The sequence below is a fragment of the Winogradskyella aurantia genome, assembly GCF_002266855.1.
Classification (GTDB): Bacteria; Bacteroidota; Bacteroidia; order Flavobacteriales; family Flavobacteriaceae; genus Winogradskyella; species Winogradskyella aurantia.
On sequence record NZ_NGJN01000003.1, the window covers coordinates 468,215 to 487,698 of the forward strand.

The window sequence follows — 19,484 nt, forward strand, 5'->3', positions numbered from 1 at the left end:
ACTTAGCCTTACTCCATAACCTTATACAAAATAGGCTTGCTCGGTGACGCATCATTAACAAACGGTGCTATCTGTAAATTTAGAAAATATGTGCCATCTTCAATCATATTGGGCACATAAACCATTTCGGTTATGGTAGCATCGGTTCTACGTCTGCCATTCAAATTCCAAAAGGCCTTGTGACCTAAAAGTTCACCACCATCTTCTTCCTTATCGACACTTGGTAGGTCAATCAATAAATGTTTAATGTCCTTTCTTACCAATAGCTTCACAGCGTCTTCCTCTAAGTAGGTCCAATTGGTATGGGAATATTGCTTAGACCTTTTATCGCCCATATTGGGCAGCGTGCGTATAACCAGAGCCTCTCGTTTTTTATTGCCTATGGCAAACTGTAATTGCTTGGCTGAGATGACATAATCGTCATTTTGCTTCTCTGGCGCCACAGAAACGACCTCAGCAAGAAAAAAGAACTGCTTTAAATAGCTGTTGATAGGGTAATTTTCCTTTGTGATGTGACCAATGGTTTCCGTATGGGTGCCATGAGCATGTGGATTAAACGTAATGGTATTAAAGTTAACAGAGGCCCCTTCTTTTACACTTATTACCTGACCATCAATAGTTTCAGGTTCAATCTTTGGCGGGTCTAGGTACCAGGCGTTAACATTAGATGCATCGCCACGAAGTGGAATGGATATATCTAAGGGCTCTGCTAAGTTTATTTTTAATTTTCTAGAGTTATAGTGAATTACGGTTATCAAGATAAGTTTAATTTAAATAATTCTGAGGCGATACCATCGCTCAGAAATTGTCCTTTTTTTGTTACTTTCAAGTGCTCATTATCAATATACAACAAATGTTGGTTTATAAAAACCTGAGCCTGATCAATTAAATAGTCTAAATAGATTTTTCCAAAGTCTCGCTGAATCTTAATAAATGAAACACCCCAAATAGTCCGCAGCCCTGTCATGATGTACTCGTTATACTGGTCTGTTTTGGTTAGGGTTTCGGTTTCCATCGGTAAGGTGTTATTTTGAATGGCCTTTATGTATTTGATGTTGTTTCTAACATTCCATCCACGTTGTTGACCATTAAACGAATGCGCTGATGGCCCAATCCCCAAATATGGTTTTCCTTGCCAATAGGCCGAGTTGTTTTTACTGAAATAGCCTTCCTTGCCAAAATTTGATAGCTCGTAATGTGTAAACCCTTCAGCTTCCAATTTATCTTTTAGAATGTGAAATTGCTCATGGGCTTTGTCGTCATCAACAGCTTCAATAATACCCTTTTGGATAAAGGATGCCAAGGCTGTCTTCGGCTCAACCGTTAGGGCATAACTCGATATATGAGGAATAGTATATCTCAAAGCCGTTTCTATATTTTCTAACCACTGTTCATTACTCGCCCCTGGAATACCATAAATTAAGTCCAAGGAAATATTATCGAAATATGTTGTGGCTTGCTCCAAACAGATGTGAGCTTCCTCTGCGTTGTGTGCGCGATTCATCAATTTTAAGTCTGAATCAAAAAAAGATTGAATCCCTATGGAAAGTCGATTGATTTGACTTTTTGACAGTTCGACCAATCGATCTTTAGAAAGGTCATCGGGATTGGCCTCAAGTGTTATTTCCGGTTTTTCTATTACATTGAAGTTTTTGTATACGGCATCAATCAAAAATTGTAATTCGTCATTCGTTAATAACGACGGTGTACCTCCACCAAAATAGATGGTTTCTACAGCTGTATTTTTAAATTCATCCTTGCGAAGTTGAAGTTCCTTTGCTAAAGCGTTAATGAGTTCTTCTTTCTTTTTTAAGGAAGTGGAAAAATGAAAATCACAGTAGTAACAGGCTTGTTTGCAAAATGGGATATGAAGATAAATACCAGCCACTATTTCTTAACTCTTCCTTCATTTTGTTTTACAAAGGCAGACCACCCTGTATAGCTCTTACCAATTTCAACACGTCCTTGATTATAATAATGGCACACTGCCGCGGCAAGACCATCCGTAGAATCTAAATTTTTGGGTAATTCCTTTAAGGCTAATAAACTTTGAAGCATTTTAGCGACTTGCTCCTTACTGGCATTACCATTACCGGTAATAGCCATTTTTATCTTTTTAGGAGAATACTCGGTAATTGGTACTTCACGCGAAAGTCCCGCTGCCATAGCTACGCCTTGCGCTCTGCCCAACTTTAGCATACTTTGCACATTTTTCCCAAAAAATGGGGCTTCAATCGCTATTTCATCGGGATGAAAGGTGTCAATGAGTTCCACGGTGCGCTCAAAAATGAGCTTTAGTTTTATGTAAGGGTCATCATACTTTTTAAGCAGCAACTCATTAAGCTGCATAAACTCCATTTTTTTACCTACAATTTTAATGAGCCCAAACCCCATGATGGTTGTTCCTGGATCAATACCTAAAATAATTTTATCTTCCTTCATTTTAATCACAAAATTGACAACCACTTAAAGATACGGCTAAACCAAACGTAATATTAAAGACACTTCCATTAAATGCGCCAAGTCCGCTTAAAACGGGATTGTAATCCTCTAATGAGGTGAGTCCGTAAATATAAGCCACATCCGTATAAACAGAAACCTTCTCGTTAATGGCGTAATGGATTTCCATACCACCCAAGACGTTGAGGTAAGACTGTTTGTTTTCTCCTAAATTTCCCAATGGGCTAGTAAATGAAAACCCAGGACCAGCATGTAGGATCGTCCTCATACGTACGGGTATAAAACCGAGATAATCTGTAGGGTCAAATACAAACTGCGCATTTATCCGCGAATAGTTTATCTTAAATTCCGGAGAACCATCATCATTTTTAAAACGGTTAAAGCCATAGTCTAATTTAACACCATAAGTTCTTTTAAACATATGTTGAATACCAAGATTCACCGTAGGAAAATTAACGGATTGTGCATAAGTTCCCTCTACAAAACCATCGGTTGTAGGGTAGTTAATTCCTAAGGCAATAAGTGCTTTCCATTTAGTGGTTTGCTTAAACTGTGCGTTGCCCATTTGGATCCCAATACTAAACAAGAACAATAGAGATGAAAATCTAAAAAAGTGCAGCATCTGTAAGTTTTTGATTTAATTTGCACCATGCGTTTTAACATGCCTTACAAAACTAAGCAATTCTTCGTTGTGCTTATTAAGTTGAGCATAGTGTTTGGCGCATTTTATTTTATTTTCGCAAGACTGTCGGAAAACAAGGGCTTAACCTTAGCCGAATTCCTTGATGCTCTGAAGGCAAACCAAACCTTTTCCGTGAAGCATTTTAGTATCCTTATAGGCTTGAGTTTTACCAATTGGACACTTGAAATCCTAAAATGGAAAACCCTAGTTAAGCCCATAACATCAATTTCTTTTAAAAATGCGCTGGAGCAAAGTCTCGGTGGACTCACAGCATCCCTTGTAACCCCTAATCGTATTGGAGATTACGGAGCCAAAGCGATGTATTTTGAAAAGCCTTATCGAAAGAAAATTGTATTAGTGAACTTGTTGGGCCACATGGCCCAAATGACTGTTACAACCTTATGCGGTGTTGTAGGCCTATTTATATTTGTAAAACGCTATCCAGTTGAACTAAATTACCATAACATCAATAGATTTTTCCTTTTTCTTTTCGTGCTAGGTGTGTTTTTTGTATTTGGGGTGCGGCAGAAACGATTTAGTATCAAGGGATTTTCCATAGGTCGAATTATTAACTTTATAAAAGAGCTAACGCTCAGTACTCATTTGTGGAATTTAGGCCTTTCCTTTTTGCGCTACCTCGTGTTTTCTTTTCAGTTCTATTATTTGCTCACCCTATTTGGTACGGATATTTCGTATCTCGACGCCATGGTGGTCATTACGAGCATGTACTTTTTAGCATCAGTAGTACCTTCCATCACCATTTTTGATGTGGTCATTAAAGGCAGCGTGGCCATTTTCCTCTTTGACTATATTGAGGTGAATGATCTTAGTATTTTATGCATTACCACCTTAATGTGGCTCTTAAATTTTGCGCTACCCAGTTTTTTTGGAAGTTATTATGTTTTGAATTTTAAACTCCCTGAACCTCAAGCATGATTACCACAATTTTAATTTGTATTAGTATTGCGTATTTACTTTTAATAGGGTCATTTGTTCTAGGTTTTGATGCTGTTGAGGAGTTTAGTTTACAGGATATTGCCCCAAAAACAAGATTTAGCATAGTCATTCCCTTTAGAAATGAGGCCCAGTATCTACCGCGTATGCTCCAATCGCTTTCAAGCTTAAACTATCCGCAAGGGCTCTATGAAGTGATTTTGGTCGATGATAATTCTGAGGATAATTCCGTCGCTTTAATTGAAACACATCTCAGGGACGATAAAGCTCAAAAAAATCCAGCCCTACAAAATATCCAAATCATAAAAAACGAACGACAGAGTGGTTCGCCAAAAAAAGACGCCATTACAACGGCGCTCCAAAACGCAACATACGAGTGGATAATCACCTCTGATGCTGATTGTACCTTTCCAAGATATTGGCTAGATGCCTTTGACGAATTCATTCAAACCCATAGCCCCAATTGTGTAGTTGCACCGATAAAGTACACCAACGGTACGTCTTTTTTTAAACGTTTTCAGGCTACGGAGATATTAAGTTTACAGGGCGCTACAATAGGTGGTTTTGGGCTAAATCAACCCTTTATGTCCAACGGGGCAAATTTTGCCTATTGCAAATCTGATTTTATTAGACTGAAAGGCTTTGAAGGCAATTCTGATAGTGCCAGTGGCGATGATATATTTTTGCTTCACAAGTTTCTAAAATCATCCAAGCTAAAGGTCCGCTATTTAAAATGTAAAATGGCCATTGTGTCAACTTTTCCAGAAGCTACTTTTAAGGCACTTGTTCAACAGCACTTGCGCTGGGCTTCAAAAACCAGCACTTCTAGTCATTGGTTTTCAAAATTGGTTGGCGGTCTAGTTATTCTTGGCAATCTTGGATGTGTTAGCTTGATACCGCTATTTCTAATGAACCTAATAAGTCTTCGAGTGGCGATATTACTTTTTATCCTGAAATTTTGCATTGACTTTTTATTACTATTTAAAGCAAGTCGTTTTTTTAACCAAGAACAGGTGTTGTTTTCCTATATACTTTCAAGTGTTTTATATCCGTTTTTCAGCCTTTATATAGTGATACTCACCTTTTTTAAGTCTTACGAATGGAAAGGCCGGAGCTTTAAAAAATAAGGTACTATTAAAATTTTCGTAGATTTACTTTAATCAAGCCCAATAATCAGATGAGAACGTTTTTATTGTCCCTATTAGCCTGTTTGGTATTTCAAGTGCATTACGGTCAAGAGACCTATACAATAAATGGAGAAACTTTAGAACTAAAGACAGAAATTGAAGGTGAGTTAGATTTGCTTTGGAATATTATAGATAATGAATACCGCTATTTTGTCAAAACCAATGACGGTTCCATAGTCGAACTGAAGAATACCAAAAATGAGGGTAGAACATATCAAGAGGAATACAAATCTATTCTTAGTGATTTAACCCAAGGTATGTCCACAGAAAAATTAAAGCTCACCTTGTACAGCCTCAGGAATTTTATAGACCACTACAACGCTTCGGTAGACGCATCTTATATCTCGTCTACGACAGAAAGCGATGTTCAGTTTAGGTTAGGCGTCTCTGGGGGATTAACCAACAACCCCTTTGTAAGTAACCCTGATAACACAAAAAATCCCCTCATAGGTGCAGAATTGGAAATCTATGAAGCCAATGTTCTACCGCGACACTCTGGTTTTCTGCAGCTAAGACATGCTTTTGATTCTGACGATTTCCCCTATGCTGCTACAGAATTCTCAATGGGCTACCGCTACCGGATCATTAACCAATCGGCTTTCTCAATCTATGGTCAGGTGAAATTAGCCACCTTAAATTTTTCTGATGTCACCTTTACAGATGCCAACAATATGGAGCGGAATGAAAGTAACACGGCGTTTGACATCCCCTTTATTTTTGGTATAGGTTCTGATATAAAAGTGGGCAAGAATAGTTTTATCACTATCATTTACGGGGAATTATTCGCTATTTTTCTGGATAATCAAGGGAATTTTTCTACTGATATTTCTATAGGCTACAAGTTTAACCTCTAGCTCGCTGGTCTTTATAACCCTATTCTATACGAACAATTACCGGAAGCTCAAATGCCGTTGACACCTGTTGACCTCGTTTTAGGGCTGGATAGATTTTGGGTATGTTTCTTAAACTTTCCCTGAGTAAACTATCTATCTCGGGAATCTGCTCTAAGGTTTCCGGTTTGGCATCAATAGATTGAACTTCCAAGTCTCCGTTTCTGTCAATAACAATTTGTATGGAAAGGACATCATCCACATCTTTAGAAACAACAATATTCCGAGATTGCAAATATTGGGTAACATGACCAATTAGTGTGTTTTGAAAACACGCTTTACTTTCCGCTTTAACGGTTATGGAATCGCAACTATCAAAGGTAGGATAGGTATCCACATCATTCCAATTAAAGGTCTGTAATTCTTGCTTTAGCAACTCCTCGGAGTTCAATTTTTTCTTTTCTAGATCATCACAAGCAAAAAGGAACAGTAAAACAAAAAGAAAAGCAATACGTCTCATTGATACATTTCTGATACCGAAAAGTACAATATTTTTAGATTTTAGTTTTTCTCTAGAAATTTTTCTTGTTTAAGTTCTTGAAGTCTCCTATCCGCTACGGCAGAAAGAGGACCACCCTTGTGCTTTTCTTTAAACTTTTCATAAAGCATAATTTTTGTATCTGTATCAGCGTAATATTCGTCTTTTGTTCTAATTAAATAGAATTCGGTCATAATGTCTGTTGGATCCTCTATTATCGAGGCTTGAAAGGCTTTTATGGCTTCGTCATATTTCTTCTGCCTATTTAAAACTATCCCAAGTCTCTGATATTCGTTGGCTAAAGAGACATCTTTAATTTCCAAAGCATTCCTATAGTAAGACTCCGCTTTTTCAAAATCACTTAAACGCTCATAGTAACTACCAATAACAAAGATGGCATTCGCATCAAAAGAGTTAAATTTTAATGCTTCTTTTCGATGGTAAATGGCATCTTCATAATCGGAATTCTGTGCATAGCTCAAACTGAGTTTCTCATGAATAAATTCTGAAGTTTCCCCTAGCTCAATTAGTTTTTTAAACCAGACGACGGCATGCGTATAGTACTCTTGAAAGTAGTAGGCTTGCGCTTTTAAACTGATAAGTTCCACATTGTCAGCATAAAACCCTAGCCCCTCATCTACGAGGCGGTGCGCTTCTTTAAAGTTACGCTTAATAATATGCTGTTTGGCTACCTTAAAGATGGCTTTTTGGTGGGTTTTATCTAATGTATAGACCTTTTTAAACGCCTCTAAGGCCAAAGTATCCTTTTGCTTTTCTAAAACCAAGCCCATTTCGTAATGAAAGTTTGGATTAAGGCTGTCTTCCACAATAAGATTGTGCAGTAATTGCTTTGCTGCACCATACTTTTTAGTACGTATTAAGAGTTTTGCATAGTCGTATTGTAAAAGGTCGTCTTCTGGATTAGCTACAATTGCTTTTTTATAATAGGCTATACCCTCTCCATAATTACCAATGGCAATATAAGCTTTGGCTATTTTGTCGTAAACGGTCTCTAAATTATCTATGGCCTTATAATTTTCAATAGCTTTAGAATAATTGCCAAGGGCAAAAAGGTCATCCGCTTGTTGGAGCTGATTTTGGCTCGAAGCGGATGTAATTCCTATTAAAAAAATGAATACAGTTAGTTGTATCTTCATTTAATATTTTTTAATGTTTTATCTTATCATCATTTACAATCTGAAACTGAATGGGCAAACTAAAGGCTACATCGATTTTCTGGCCATCCTGTTCTCCAGGAATAAATTGAGGTAAAAGCTGAATTACCCGTTTGGCTTCTTCCTCTAATTTAGGGTGAGGGCCTCGCGCATCGCTATTTTTTATTAAACCTTGATTGTCAACGATAAATCGGACGAAAATGCGTTGCTTTTCATCTGATAATCCTAATGACCCTGCTAAATCCATATCAAAATTTCTATTGACAAACATAGCTACTGCCTTAGAGGTGCATTTTTTTCGTTCTTTATTGGTTTCAATGCGTTTACAGTCTGTATGCGTCGGGGCAACATCTACAGTGCTAAAAGCGAGTTCTTCAGTTTCCGTTTTTTCATAAAAACCCTGTTTTTGGAGTTGGACCTTTCTAATGGAATCTATCTGGTTATTCAAATTAACGACATCAGGATTGGTTGCATTTGAACTTTGCAAAATACGATCCCTTAGCGCTCTAAGCTCAGTAACCTTTGTAAGTTCCCTGTTTTCTATTGAATCCATAGAAATCCGATAATTAGACATTTTAGAATCTTCCTCTCCTCCCCCTATTTGAAATACAATGGGTAAAGAATAAGGCACCACTACTGTCTCGCCTTTTTGTCTTCCTGGTGTAAACTGTGGCAAGGTTTTAATAACACGAACAGCTTCAATCTCTAACTCTGGGTGTGCTGCCCTGGCATTAACATCCTTTATCAGGCCTTTCTTGTCTATTTTAAAAGCTACAAAAATGCGTTGTCTCCCTTTAATACCTAAGGAATCCGCCAAGTCTATATTAAAGTTGGCATTAACGTGCTTTGCAATGAATTGGCTCATGCATCTTCTGCGCTCTTCATTTGTTATTAAGTCTTTACAATCTTTTGTCGTTGGGACTTCTTCAATGATTGAAAATGGAACTTCAACGGAAGTTTCTGCAGATATATTTATTTCATGTACTTCATCTTTCTGAGTTGAGTAAACAGTTAGTAAACTTTTTCCATCTGTTATTATTACTTTTTCAACCGATTCATCGGTTTCTAATTGATTCAATAAAGCATCATACCGTTTTTGTTCTTCTTCAGTTTTATTTAACATGTCATCAACAAATAGTTTGCGCTCACCATCTTTAATTCTAGCCTCCCATAAAGATTTCGCCTCTCTAGTTTTCAACCACGATCTATATTCTGAATACGTAAAACGAAGTTTCATTTTTTCGGCTGTTTCAAGATCATTGTCTGTTGAGGTACCTTTCCCAGACTTATCGGACATATAACGTATGTATGCTTTAGATTTTAAAAATTCTTCTTTCGAAACTATGTATTTGTCGTTTGCTTTATTCATGCCGGCATACTTGGCAATTTCCATAAAAGTGGCACCGTTCTTCTCCATGGCTACCATTTCGTCATAATACTTTTTAATGAGCTGCTCTTCTGTCGTTTCCTGGGAAATCGTTTCTTCTGTTTTTTCAACTTTTTCCTGCGCTCTCACCTCAGTAGAAGTGTAAATTAACATTCCTAAAAGTAATGGAATCAAAAGTGCATACTTTAAAAGATTCAGTTGTTTTGATCTTGATTTTTGTAACATGGCGATTCGTTTTTTGATTAATGATGTTTTAAAGAATGTATTAGTAAACGACACAGTGTTTACATCAAATACCTGATTTAATAAAGTCTGATAATAGCTCGATTTTCCGTTTTGCTTTATGGCCTTAGCGTCGGCAATATATTCGTAGAGTTCCTTAATTCTATTTTGGTACATATAAACCAATGGATTAAACCAAAGTACTATTCTCAAAACCTCAAAATATAACAGATCAAGACTATGCCATTCCTTTATATGAACCAATTCGTGTTCATAAATGGTTGGTTGCTCATCCTCTGGAATACGCTCTCCTAAAAAAATAGTATTAAAGAACGAGAATGCTGCACTACTTTTTAGAAGCTTTACAATAAGCACGTTTCCCCTCCAGTGTTTAGGGTTTTGGTGCTTCATCCAATAAAGTTTTATCATTTTATATAGGAATATAGTTAGCGCTATAATACCTCCAACAAATACAATAATTTGCCAAAGTGGCGTAGATGGTTGCTCTATAATAATTCCGGCTTGCTCCGCAATTTGAATATCATTTTGTGTTGGCATTTTTGTCCCAATAAAGACTTCTGGTAATTGAATAACCACATCTTTTGTAGTCATCGCTTTCAAATCTGGGAACTTAATAAAAGGCAAGACCAGTGATAACATTGATGTGATCAATAAATAGGCTCTGTTATAATTAAAGAAAGTTTCTTTTCTCAGAAATAAATCATAAACCAATAAAAAAAGAGCTTGAAAAGCTACAATCTGTATAATGTTATATAGCATAATTATTTGTTTTGATTAATTTCCTTAAGTAATCCCTCTATGTCTTTAGCGTCAACATCATTTTTTTGCACAAAGAATGATACCATACTTTTAAAAGAGCCTTGAAAATAATTATCTACCAATTTATTTATGGATTGATTACTATAGGCTTCTTTTTTTACTAAAGGAAAATAAATATGTCCTTTCCCCTGCTTTTCATAATCAACAAAACCTTTAGATTCTAAAATCCTTATTATTGTTGAAACTGTGTTATATGCAGGTTTTGGATTTGGTAAAATTTCTATTACCGATTTAACATTGGCTTTTTTTAATTGCCATAATGCTTGCATAATTTCTTCTTCGGCTTTGGTTAATTGCTTCATAACGAACTAAAGTTTTAGTTATAACTTAAAACAAATATAACTAAATTTTTAGTTTGAACTAACTATTTAGTTTAAAATGTAACGTCTCTAGGCTTTCTGCGTCTTATTCGTAGAGTCAATAATTATGGAATTATTCTTAACGCTTCTAGCATTTTTTCTCATACTCTTAGGTATAGCCGGGAGTTTTTTGCCAGTTATACCCGGACCCTTAACCAGTTGGGCCGGATTATTGGTATTACATTTAACTGCTGGTGTAGAGATGAGTTCAACCTTTTTAATAGTGACGCTATTAATTTCGGTGTTTATTTATATTCTTGATTATATCATCCCTGCTATTGGTACCAAACGATTTGGGGGCAGTAGATTGGGAATGATAGGTACTACACTTGGTTTAATTGTTGGCCTGTTGTCTCCTATACCCTTTGGTATTGTGATTGGGCCATTTATAGGCGCCCTGGTCGGTGAAATGATACATCGCAATGACTTTGACAAAGCCATTAAAGCGGCCTTTGGTTCGTTTTTAGGATTTGTGGCTTCTACATTTATGAAGTTTATTTTGTCTATTATCTTCTTAGGTTTTTTTATAGTGAAGCTATCCGGGCATTCCGGGAGCTGGTTTTAATCGTTTGCTATTAACATAAAAAAACCTGACGACAATTGTCGTCAGGTTCTTTTCTTGCTATTAACTCAACAATTACTTAAGAGGATTAATTAATTCTTGTTGACTTGATGTAAATGTAAATTAAAAGATTCACTTTTTGTTGCGGGAAAACCGCAAACTTTATGCGGAAAAACCGTAGTATCGCCTATTTACAGGCCTTTTCGCTATTTTTCAAACCCTTAAAACCGTAAGATTTTTTTACTTTTTCCTACAAATACCCCTTATCGCGGGCTTCTTGAAGCAAGGTTTCGTCCTTACCGTCTGAAACTGAAAACAATAATTTCAACTGTTTCTTTCGCTTCTCAATAGCGCTGGTAGAAAGTGGAATATATTCACTCAAACTTTTGGTTTTAACGCCTTGAGATAGAAGATGTAAAATTTTACGGTTAATATCATCTACGTAAATTTCACTAGAAATCGTCTGCTTTACATAGTTGTTAACCGTTATACTGTAATAGGGTGGCGATTTTAAAATTTGCTGAAACGCATCTGCCAACTCCATTGAGGTCAGGTCACTTTTAATTAAAAAACCATCCGGATTGATTTCCTTAATTATATTATGAATCCTGAAAGACTCATTGAACATGGTGAGAATAATAATCTTCGCATTTGGAAGCATTTTCTTGGTCAACAAAGCGAGGTCTTCACCAGAAGCAAACCGTCCATCCTCTGATGCCGGCAGGCTAATATCAAAAAAACAAACATCGTAAGGTGTCTCCTTTGCAGCTCGATTTATCATCAGTGATGCGGTGTCACAATTGTTGGCCGTATCTATAAGCAAGGTTTGATCGTCTTCCTTGGTTGCCATTAACACATTCTGGTAGCCCTCAATAATTATAGGGTGGTCATCTACCATAAGGATATTAATGTGTTTCATGCGTGTTGGATTGTATATGGAATCTTAACTCTAACCGTTGTGCCCTTACCAACTTGAGATGTAAACGCTATGTCACCATCTATGCCCTTTACACGTGAGGTCATGTTTTTTAGACCTATACCTCTCTTATGTTTAGTGGTATCAAAGCCTTGTCCATCGTCAGTAATGTCTAAGCAAATTACATCATTTTCTAAAGAAAAACTAATTTTTACCGTCTTAGCCTTGGCGTGTTTATAAACATTTTGCAAGGACTCTTGAATGATGCGATAGATGTTTATTTTGGTCTTATTTGACACCAAATCCCAACTAATATCATCCGTATACTTAAATTCAGATTTTAAACCATAGGCTTGAGATTGATTATCAATAAGCTCGGAGACAATATCTACAAATCTGGTTCCCGATACAAAATCTGTATTCAACTCATGGGATATTTTACGGATATCCTCTTCAATGGTTTTTAATTGGCCTATATAATTCGCCCTGTTAGTCATGGCCTCCTTGCCATCCTTAAAATTGATGCTGTCTAAACTAAGTCTTGTCCCAAAAAGCCGTCCCAATACACCATCGTGTAATTCTTCGGAGATTCGCTTTTTTTCTAAGCTTCTAGCCTCATCTACCTTATCTTGCTGCTGCAGCATCAAATTGTAAATTTCTTCGTTAGCTTTTTGCTGCACTTGTATGAGCTTTAGCTTTCTGTTTTTAGCCCGCTGGGAGATTACGATATAGATTAATATGGCCGTGAGTAGCAATCCTATGGATAAAACTAGCAAATAGAGGTTTTCTCTAGAAATCTGTTCGTTCTCGGCCTCAAGCTGTTCGGTGTCAAATTTTACCCTTGCAAATTTATTACGCCTTGTGCGTTCCAAGGCTGTTACACTATCCGTAACATGAATATGCTCCAACAGTAATTCTTTTGCATCTTCAGTGCCGCTTACCTCAGCTAATGTTAGCAGTGCATCTTGGCGTATCTGATTAACGGAATTTGTTCGCGCCAATTCAAGTGCTTCGGTAGCATATTTGACAACCGTATCGGTTTTTCTTTCAATTAATGGCATGTATTCAACCTCAGAAGATCCCTCCACGTTACCAGAAGAAACACTATTCTTTTCAGTTGCCGATAAATACAATTTAGCCAGATCTAAACCTGTATCCATTAGTAAAAGTTCATCACCCAATGCTTTGGCCGTATCGTAAGCCTTTCTAATATCATTTTCAGTCTCCTTAAATGAAAACTGCCCAGACATGAGCTTGGTTTTACCTATGTTGCCAATAATGGTAGCATAAAACGTAGGGTCATCTTCTTCATATTTGTTGCGCAATGGCAAAAGACTTTGATAGATTTCAATGGCTTTATTAAAATCACCACTATTCCTGTAAGCGTTCGCCTTGTTATTTGTGGCGTATACTTCAGTAAGGAATCCATAGCGCATCTTTTTAGCATAGGCTATGGTCTTGTCGTAGTATTCAATTGCCTTTTCATGATTTCCAACATTATTGGAGATAATCGCTAGGGTATTGTAAAGGTTTGAATATAAATAATTGGCATTATTACTCGACGGTAGTTGGTTTAGAATCCTTACAGCCTTAACAGCATCTTCCTCAGCACCAAGGTATGCCTTCTCTTCTTCTTGTATCGTTGCTAGAAACAAGAGTATTTCTGCTTCATCTTCAGAAGGCTTCTTAGGGTCAAAGTACTCTAAAGCCTTGATAAAATAAAAATATGCGCTATCATTTTCCTCGATACCCCAATAATATTGCCCCAAATTTATACTTGCAACAGCAAGGGCTGAGGTATCCTTTAACTTTTGGGCCAACTCAATATTACTCTTATTTAAAGGAATGTACCGGTCATACTGTTGATTTTCGAAATACATCTTAGCCAGATTCCTTTGGGCTTTCAAGGTAATTGAATCAATATTCAATTCTTTTGAAATACGCTCGGCAAGTAGGGCATCCTCAAGTTTTTTATCATAAGGGTCATTAGACGTTTTACACCTTGTAATTAAACTATCAATGACATGAGGTCCATCGCTACTTTGACCATGGGCCCAACACGTCAATAGAAATAAAACAATGAGGAAATTATATGAGGGATTTTGGGTCATCTATGCCTATTATGCTTCAAAAATAGGCTAAATAAATGAATTTTATAAAACACAAACAGTCTTTACCCTTATGGATAAAGACTGTGTTATAATGATGTCTATAATTTATTATCCTTGACTTTTAACTCGTAAGGATCTTTTATCAACTGCGAGTAAATCCTTTGGACTATACTCTTCGTAAGTCGGTTTTTCGGCCATTACTTTATCGGATTGTACACCAGACACAGCGAACAAAACAATTGCGGCTAAAGCTATAGTAATTTTAAGGGTTCTCATAAATATCAATTTAGGGTTATTAATTAGTCATTAATTTAAAAACAGACACCAAGTGCCTTTTTTGAGGGAAGGGAATGGACAATTAATATGTAGGCCTAAACCTAAATTGTACTAAAAAACGAGGGCGTTTCTTATAAGACAGATTTTGTCTTTTCGTAAAATGGATTAAAATAACCTTGATAAGCGATTTGAGGACTTATGAAGGAATTCAAATATAGGTTTTATTCGGAGATAAACAAATAAATCATCGATTAAATGCTATTTTTTATAGATTAAATGCTTGTATAACTGTTTATAACATGTTGAAAACTCTGGTTTTTTGTTATAATTTCCGCTCTAAATCTAGACTAATCCCATAATGATACCCTTATCTACCAGGTTTGATTTCACCATAAATCGTTTACATGTGCAGCAAGGCTATGGCTTTCAACCCTAAAAAAAACGTTTATTGCCACCCGCCAAAATGCACATCCTAGACCTAAAGTCTAGGGTACCTTTGTTCTAATATTAGCTTGATGAATCCACTAAAAAAGCGTCTCACTTTTATAGAACCAAAAGAGGACGTACTTTCATAGGCAACTGCTCAACTTAATTGATAAGCTAACTAAACTCTTAGCCTATCAACAAATCGTCGCAAACTGATGGTAATGCTAAAGCCGTAAGGAAGCGAATACGCAGTTAAATCTCAATGTATCATCTTATAGCCGTTATTACTACAGTAAAAGGTAACTTATTTCAGCAACTCGCTTATTGGGTTTCACTTTCATTTGCCTCTTTATACTCCTCATGTATCTCTTTCTTAGTTAAATTTGGATAATGATTTTGCTTTTGTTTTTTATGTGCTCGGTAAATATTGTAAAACATAAAATAGAGGTATGCTGCAAAAATAATTCCTCCTATAAATAAAAATCCCTTGCTCATGACGTTCTTCTTTGTCTTATTGCGATTGCAAACAACAAAATAGTTGCAGGCCAGTGTGCCGAGTATCTAGCTTCTTCCGTCATGCCATAAAGTCCGAGCCCTACAGAATACAACAAGCAGATGAATGCTAGAATTATCGGATACCATTTTAAAATAAATTTTTTCATAGATAATTTTTTTGATTTACTACAAGTTAACTTTTTTTGAATATTCTGTAAATTTTTATCCATATTTTGTTAAGTTTTTAACTTTATTTTAAATAAAATGCTATTTTTTTAATATTTTGATAACATTGAAGAATAATACTACAAGTGGTGGTTGTGGACTTTTTAGAGCCTAGATATTATGGCCTACAGAATAAGCACTACTCAGTCCCCTCATCTTAACTAAAAGCATAATACCTAAATAAAAATAGTAACCAAGCAATGACAGAACCCTAAATCTAAAGTTTAGAAAACGTTTATTCTACCCCTTAATGTGCAGGGTCTTGAACACAAATGTATCTTCAATTTTGCTCAGAGCAAGGGAGAAATCTCTCGTGGTTTTAACTAAAATTGGCCCCAACAGCCCATTATTTATGTCATTTATGATTTTTATCATAAAATACCATGAGGTTTTAGAGTACTTTTCACGGATACAATTAAAACTGTACACCATGAAAATTGACGCAAAGACCGTAAAATGGTTCCGAATTGTTTTAGGTATTTTCCTAATTGTTTATGCTTTAAATAAGTTCTTCCATTTTATTCCATCGAGCTATGGCGACATGCCTGAAACTGCTCAAGACTTTTTAGATTCTACTGCAGTACTGTTACCTTATCTCTATTTTTTTGAGATTATTATTGGTTTCCTTTTAGTAATCAACAAATGGTCACCGGCTATTTATATCATATTAGCGCCGTTAACCATCGCTTTTCTCATCTTTTCATTTTCAAATAAAGACTTTAACGAGATGTGGCCGGCACTATTTGTGGCTATTTTAAACTTCCTTCTAATATTAAGCGAAAAAGGAAAGTACAAACCCTTATTTGCATAAGACACTATCCATTCAAGGCATAAAGAGGTTTGCTTATTAACCTGAAATCTGCCTACTCTATAACAAGTAAGCATCCCGATTTTCTATAGCAAAAAAAGGAATGCTTTTCATTGGCGAGTACGCAGCAACTGGGAACCTAAAAACTACCTTAGGAATTATTCCTAACGGCGCCATCTTCTGACTTTTTCATTTTCTTTAAGATTGTCTAACTCAATTACAAATGAACGATGTCCAAATATTTTGAAAATATATCATGGCTTTAATCCAGACTTATGCTTAGCTTTAAAATCTGACTAAAATAGAGTGTGTATTTCATTGGGGCAAAGTTACTCCAAGAACAAATTCGACCTTGCTATAATCTTTAGCAATTTGAATAATGTGTCTATGATTTAAGTCCACTTAAAAACCAATTGTAGGCAGGAAATAATAGCGAGTATTATCAAAATTACAATAACGTGCCTAGCGTAATTTTTTGGTTCTTTTTTCATGTTATTACTTAAACCACCTAAAGATATGTAATGTTACCTAATGGTGAAAAAATAACTTTTCTTGCATTTCATCGATAAAATAGATAATTTTAATATTTTGATTATCTGTATTTTACGTAAATACCGTAATATCTCCCATGGAAAATTCCTTGTTTTTAACATTTGAGGATTTATTAAATAAAGTCATAGGAATTAATTTTACTCTATCCCTATTTAAGAATAATTAATGGCTATTTAGATAGTTTAATCACGAACCAAATAGTTATATAATTATGAATAAACCTTGTAAAATTTTTGGATTTAAACTTTTTGCAGTTGTTTTTTTACTGATAGCTTTTAGTTGTGAAAAAGACAATACGGATGAAATTTTAACGCAGGATAAATATGATACGCCAAGTGTCAATTCTGCAAAAGACTTCTTCAATCAAAATAGTCTTTACACAAACAACATCGGTACGCAAGCTAGAAATTCGATTGGGTCACTACAGATTGACTGGCAAAATTCTGAAGCTAAAAATTACAAAGAAACACCTCAGACAGTTGTAGATATTCTTTACACGCCTATTTATTTAGACACAGATAAGGATGCCAAGGCATTTGTTGCTTCTACAGAGCAGTCTGGTAATGTAGAGTCTAAGATTATATTCGTACTTTATAAAACTACAAACAATGACAATGGACTATCAGCGTATGTATTTGTTTATAGTTTAGATGGAAACTTAGAACTGGAATACAATTTTGAAAATGGACAATCTGTTCCATTTGCGGATAGTTCGAATGGTTTGCAATCAAGAAACTCCACTAATTGTGATGAGCTTCCCAACTTAACAGTTGAAGAGATTATGGAATGGTTATCATATTGTACTACAATGTTGGACGAAGTAGTCATTGTGGCTCAGCTCAACGAAACAATTGATGCCGGTCCTTCTGGAGGTGCAGGAATGGACTTTTCGCCTTGGGTACAGATTGATGGTTTAGGTTATGAAGGAGGAACTAGCCAAAGTGGTACAGGTGGGAATCCACAAGTATTTGTATCAAACACTGTTTCGGCTACTGGATTTTCAATAAGTACCGCTTTAGGATTACCCTTTAGTTCTATTGAATCCCAATGGTTAACTCAACAAGCCGTAAACAACCAAAGTCTTTTAAATGCCATTGCTGAATTCTTAAACTCTAATAAAGAAAGACCTATAGACTCTGCATTTGATAATGTTGACCCTAATCAATTGCCTGAGATTAGAGATGAGGCGGTTGATTTTGCTTTGGACTATATCAATCATATGATAGATAATCCAAACTCTGGTTTTGAACTTATTAGCAACCCTAATATGGATGATACATTAAGTTTTTCTTCTTTTTCAGAAGCACAGGACTTCTTTGATAATTTATTTGGGAATAATTATACGCATATTTCGTCCACCTTTGAAACAGGCTCAATTAGAAGAGATGTACATTCTTTAGAATTTAATAGTTTTCCTCAAGCAGACTTAGTTACCACAATAAAGGCAATGATACCAGATGATAATAATGCCCTAGAATGTCTTGACATTCTAAACGTTCGGACAGTTATGGAAGGCAATAATACCTTATTTGATTGGACTCAATTCGGAAGTGAAAACCCTGCTGACAATGATGGGCCATACGTAGAAATAAATGAAGCTCTAGACAGTGTTAAAGTTTCTATTGAAGGTCAGATGCTTGTTGGTTTAAATATTGATGGTTATCCTGTCAGGAATAGGCGCCTTATCACAGTAGTTATTACCTATAATTATTCCACAGCTGAAATTAACAATAATTATTGCTATTGGTATTATACTAATAATTAAAACATATGAAAAGATACTCAACAATATTTTTATCATCAATATTCTTCATAATAATTGGTTGCACATCTTATAAACCTTTTTCTAATGTTAAAGAGAAAAAAAAAGCGAGTAAAAATATCAGGAATACTTTTAAACTCACAAATGATGAATTTAAATTGATTAAAAGTGAAGATTCTATACTATACGAAATTTCTGAATCTATGACCAAAAAAGTTAAATTTCAAACAACTAATAGGCGCATTGATTCTTTTATAAATGGTAATTATTCAAAAAGAGAATTAATATTTATTTTAAATGTTGACCAATTGAAAGGCAATGGTGAATTTGACTTTGATTATACAAATCAGTTCGATGGTCGTAGGTTAAATTTTAAAACTATCGAAGAGTATAAAAAATTTATGAATAAACTCGATAGTAGCTTTACAAAAAAAGTAAAGGTTAAAGTAGATTCTTTAAAAAACAAATAAATACTGCCTACAACATTGTATATAAAAAATAGCAGTCAAGAGCCAAACCAAAGGTTTGGTTCTTTTCTGTTATCTTATCTTTAACTTGAAAATATTAGCACATTTATCTGCTACTTTTCATATACGTTACCGATGATAACACATTCGCCAAAGGCGAACTTTAATCTGCGCTGCTTCGCAGACAAAGCATCTTAAAGTAAATGTGTTATCATCACAAGGGTTAAACCAAATTACACTAACAGCGCAT

19 protein-coding genes are annotated in these 19,484 nt (G+C 35.5%); 7 read left to right on the forward strand and 12 right to left on the reverse strand.

Going from position 1 to position 19,484, the window contains the following annotated elements:
* Positions 1–8: 8 nt before the first annotated feature.
* From CA834_RS07875 to CA834_RS07890, 4 genes are read right to left on the reverse strand one after another with little or no spacing between them, the layout of a single operon-like run.
* On the reverse strand, positions 9–758 hold the full coding sequence (locus CA834_RS07875) for a cyclase family protein (protein ID WP_094968134.1): 750 nt from the start codon (positions 756–758) through the stop codon (positions 9–11).
* Positions 755–1,888, reverse strand: a complete 1,134-nt coding sequence (gene hemW / locus CA834_RS07880; RefSeq protein WP_094968135.1) for a radical SAM family heme chaperone HemW — start codon at positions 1,886–1,888, stop codon at positions 755–757. Before hemW ends, CA834_RS07875 begins: the two co-directional genes overlap by 4 nt.
* Positions 1,888–2,442, reverse strand: a complete 555-nt coding sequence (gene ruvC / locus CA834_RS07885; RefSeq protein WP_094968136.1) for a crossover junction endodeoxyribonuclease RuvC — start codon at positions 2,440–2,442, stop codon at positions 1,888–1,890. The genes hemW and ruvC overlap by 1 nt, the downstream gene beginning before the upstream one ends.
* Before the next feature lies 1 nt (position 2,443).
* Positions 2,444–3,082: a cell envelope biogenesis protein OmpA gene (locus CA834_RS07890; protein ID WP_094968137.1), complete on the reverse strand. Its 639-nt coding sequence runs from the start codon at positions 3,080–3,082 to the stop codon at positions 2,444–2,446.
* A gap of 39 nt (positions 3,083–3,121) precedes the next feature.
* Between CA834_RS07890 and CA834_RS07895 the strand changes: the two genes are divergently transcribed.
* The 3 genes from CA834_RS07895 to CA834_RS07905 are packed head-to-tail and all read left to right on the forward strand — an operon-like array spanning position 3,122 to position 6,137.
* Positions 3,122–4,078 carry a lysylphosphatidylglycerol synthase domain-containing protein gene (locus tag CA834_RS07895; protein WP_240507509.1) on the forward strand — a complete coding sequence of 319 codons (957 nt, stop codon included), beginning with the start codon at positions 3,122–3,124 and terminating at the stop codon, positions 4,076–4,078.
* A complete protein-coding gene (locus CA834_RS07900; protein WP_094968139.1) occupies positions 4,075–5,223 on the forward strand; it encodes a glycosyltransferase in 1,149 nt (382 codons plus the stop codon). Before CA834_RS07895 ends, CA834_RS07900 begins: the two co-directional genes overlap by 4 nt.
* A 50-nt stretch (positions 5,224–5,273) precedes the next feature.
* Complete coding sequence (locus tag CA834_RS07905) at positions 5,274–6,137, forward strand: hypothetical protein (RefSeq protein WP_094968140.1); 864 nt, start codon at positions 5,274–5,276, stop codon at positions 6,135–6,137.
* A gap of 19 nt (positions 6,138–6,156) precedes the next feature.
* Here the strand turns inward: CA834_RS07905 and CA834_RS07910 are convergent, their stop codons facing one another.
* From CA834_RS07910 to CA834_RS07925, 4 genes are read right to left on the reverse strand one after another with little or no spacing between them, the layout of a single operon-like run.
* Entirely contained in the window at positions 6,157–6,633 is a 477-nt protein-coding gene (locus tag CA834_RS07910) for a hypothetical protein (RefSeq protein ID WP_094968141.1), read from the reverse strand.
* Positions 6,634–6,674: 41 nt separating this feature from the next.
* Positions 6,675–7,808, reverse strand: coding sequence for a tetratricopeptide repeat protein (locus tag CA834_RS07915; protein WP_094968142.1), 1,134 nt, complete (start codon positions 7,806–7,808; stop codon positions 6,675–6,677).
* A gap of 10 nt (positions 7,809–7,818) precedes the next feature.
* A complete protein-coding gene (locus CA834_RS07920; RefSeq protein ID WP_094968143.1) occupies positions 7,819–10,215 on the reverse strand; it encodes a M56 family metallopeptidase in 2,397 nt (798 codons plus the stop codon).
* Positions 10,216–10,217: 2 nt separating this feature from the next.
* Positions 10,218–10,577: a BlaI/MecI/CopY family transcriptional regulator gene (locus CA834_RS07925; RefSeq protein ID WP_094968144.1), complete on the reverse strand. Its 360-nt coding sequence runs from the start codon at positions 10,575–10,577 to the stop codon at positions 10,218–10,220.
* 124 nt (positions 10,578–10,701) lie between these two features.
* Between CA834_RS07925 and CA834_RS07930 the strand changes: the two genes are divergently transcribed.
* Positions 10,702–11,199 (forward strand): DUF456 domain-containing protein, encoded by a 498-nt coding sequence (locus CA834_RS07930; protein WP_094968145.1) that lies wholly within the window; start codon positions 10,702–10,704, stop codon positions 11,197–11,199.
* Between the two features lie 247 nt (positions 11,200–11,446).
* Here the strand turns inward: CA834_RS07930 and CA834_RS07935 are convergent, their stop codons facing one another.
* From CA834_RS07935 to CA834_RS14660, 4 genes are all read right to left on the reverse strand, one after another.
* A complete protein-coding gene (locus CA834_RS07935; protein WP_094968146.1) occupies positions 11,447–12,115 on the reverse strand; it encodes a response regulator in 669 nt (222 codons plus the stop codon).
* Positions 12,112–14,223 (reverse strand): ATP-binding protein, encoded by a 2,112-nt coding sequence (locus CA834_RS07940; protein WP_094968147.1) that lies wholly within the window; start codon positions 14,221–14,223, stop codon positions 12,112–12,114. The genes CA834_RS07935 and CA834_RS07940 overlap by 4 nt, the downstream gene beginning before the upstream one ends.
* Before the next feature lie 108 nt (positions 14,224–14,331).
* Positions 14,332–14,499, reverse strand: coding sequence for a hypothetical protein (locus CA834_RS14655; protein WP_165764773.1), 168 nt, complete (start codon positions 14,497–14,499; stop codon positions 14,332–14,334).
* A 747-nt stretch (positions 14,500–15,246) separates the two neighbouring features.
* Complete coding sequence (locus tag CA834_RS14660; RefSeq protein WP_165764774.1) at positions 15,247–15,420, reverse strand: hypothetical protein; 174 nt, start codon at positions 15,418–15,420, stop codon at positions 15,247–15,249.
* A 655-nt stretch (positions 15,421–16,075) separates the two neighbouring features.
* Between CA834_RS14660 and CA834_RS07955 the strand changes: the two genes are divergently transcribed.
* The 3 genes from CA834_RS07955 (at position 16,076) to CA834_RS07965 (ending at position 19,237) form a co-directional block, all read left to right on the forward strand.
* The gene (locus CA834_RS07955) at positions 16,076–16,456 is read left to right on the forward strand and encodes a DoxX family membrane protein (RefSeq protein WP_094968150.1); all 381 of its coding nucleotides are present in this window, start codon (positions 16,076–16,078) and stop codon (positions 16,454–16,456) included.
* A gap of 760 nt (positions 16,457–17,216) precedes the next feature.
* Complete coding sequence (locus CA834_RS07960; RefSeq protein ID WP_094968151.1) at positions 17,217–18,770, forward strand: hypothetical protein; 1,554 nt, start codon at positions 17,217–17,219, stop codon at positions 18,768–18,770.
* Between the two features lie 5 nt (positions 18,771–18,775).
* Positions 18,776–19,237, forward strand: a complete 462-nt coding sequence (locus CA834_RS07965) for a hypothetical protein (protein WP_094968152.1) — start codon at positions 18,776–18,778, stop codon at positions 19,235–19,237.
* Positions 19,238–19,484: the final 247 nt, after the last annotated feature.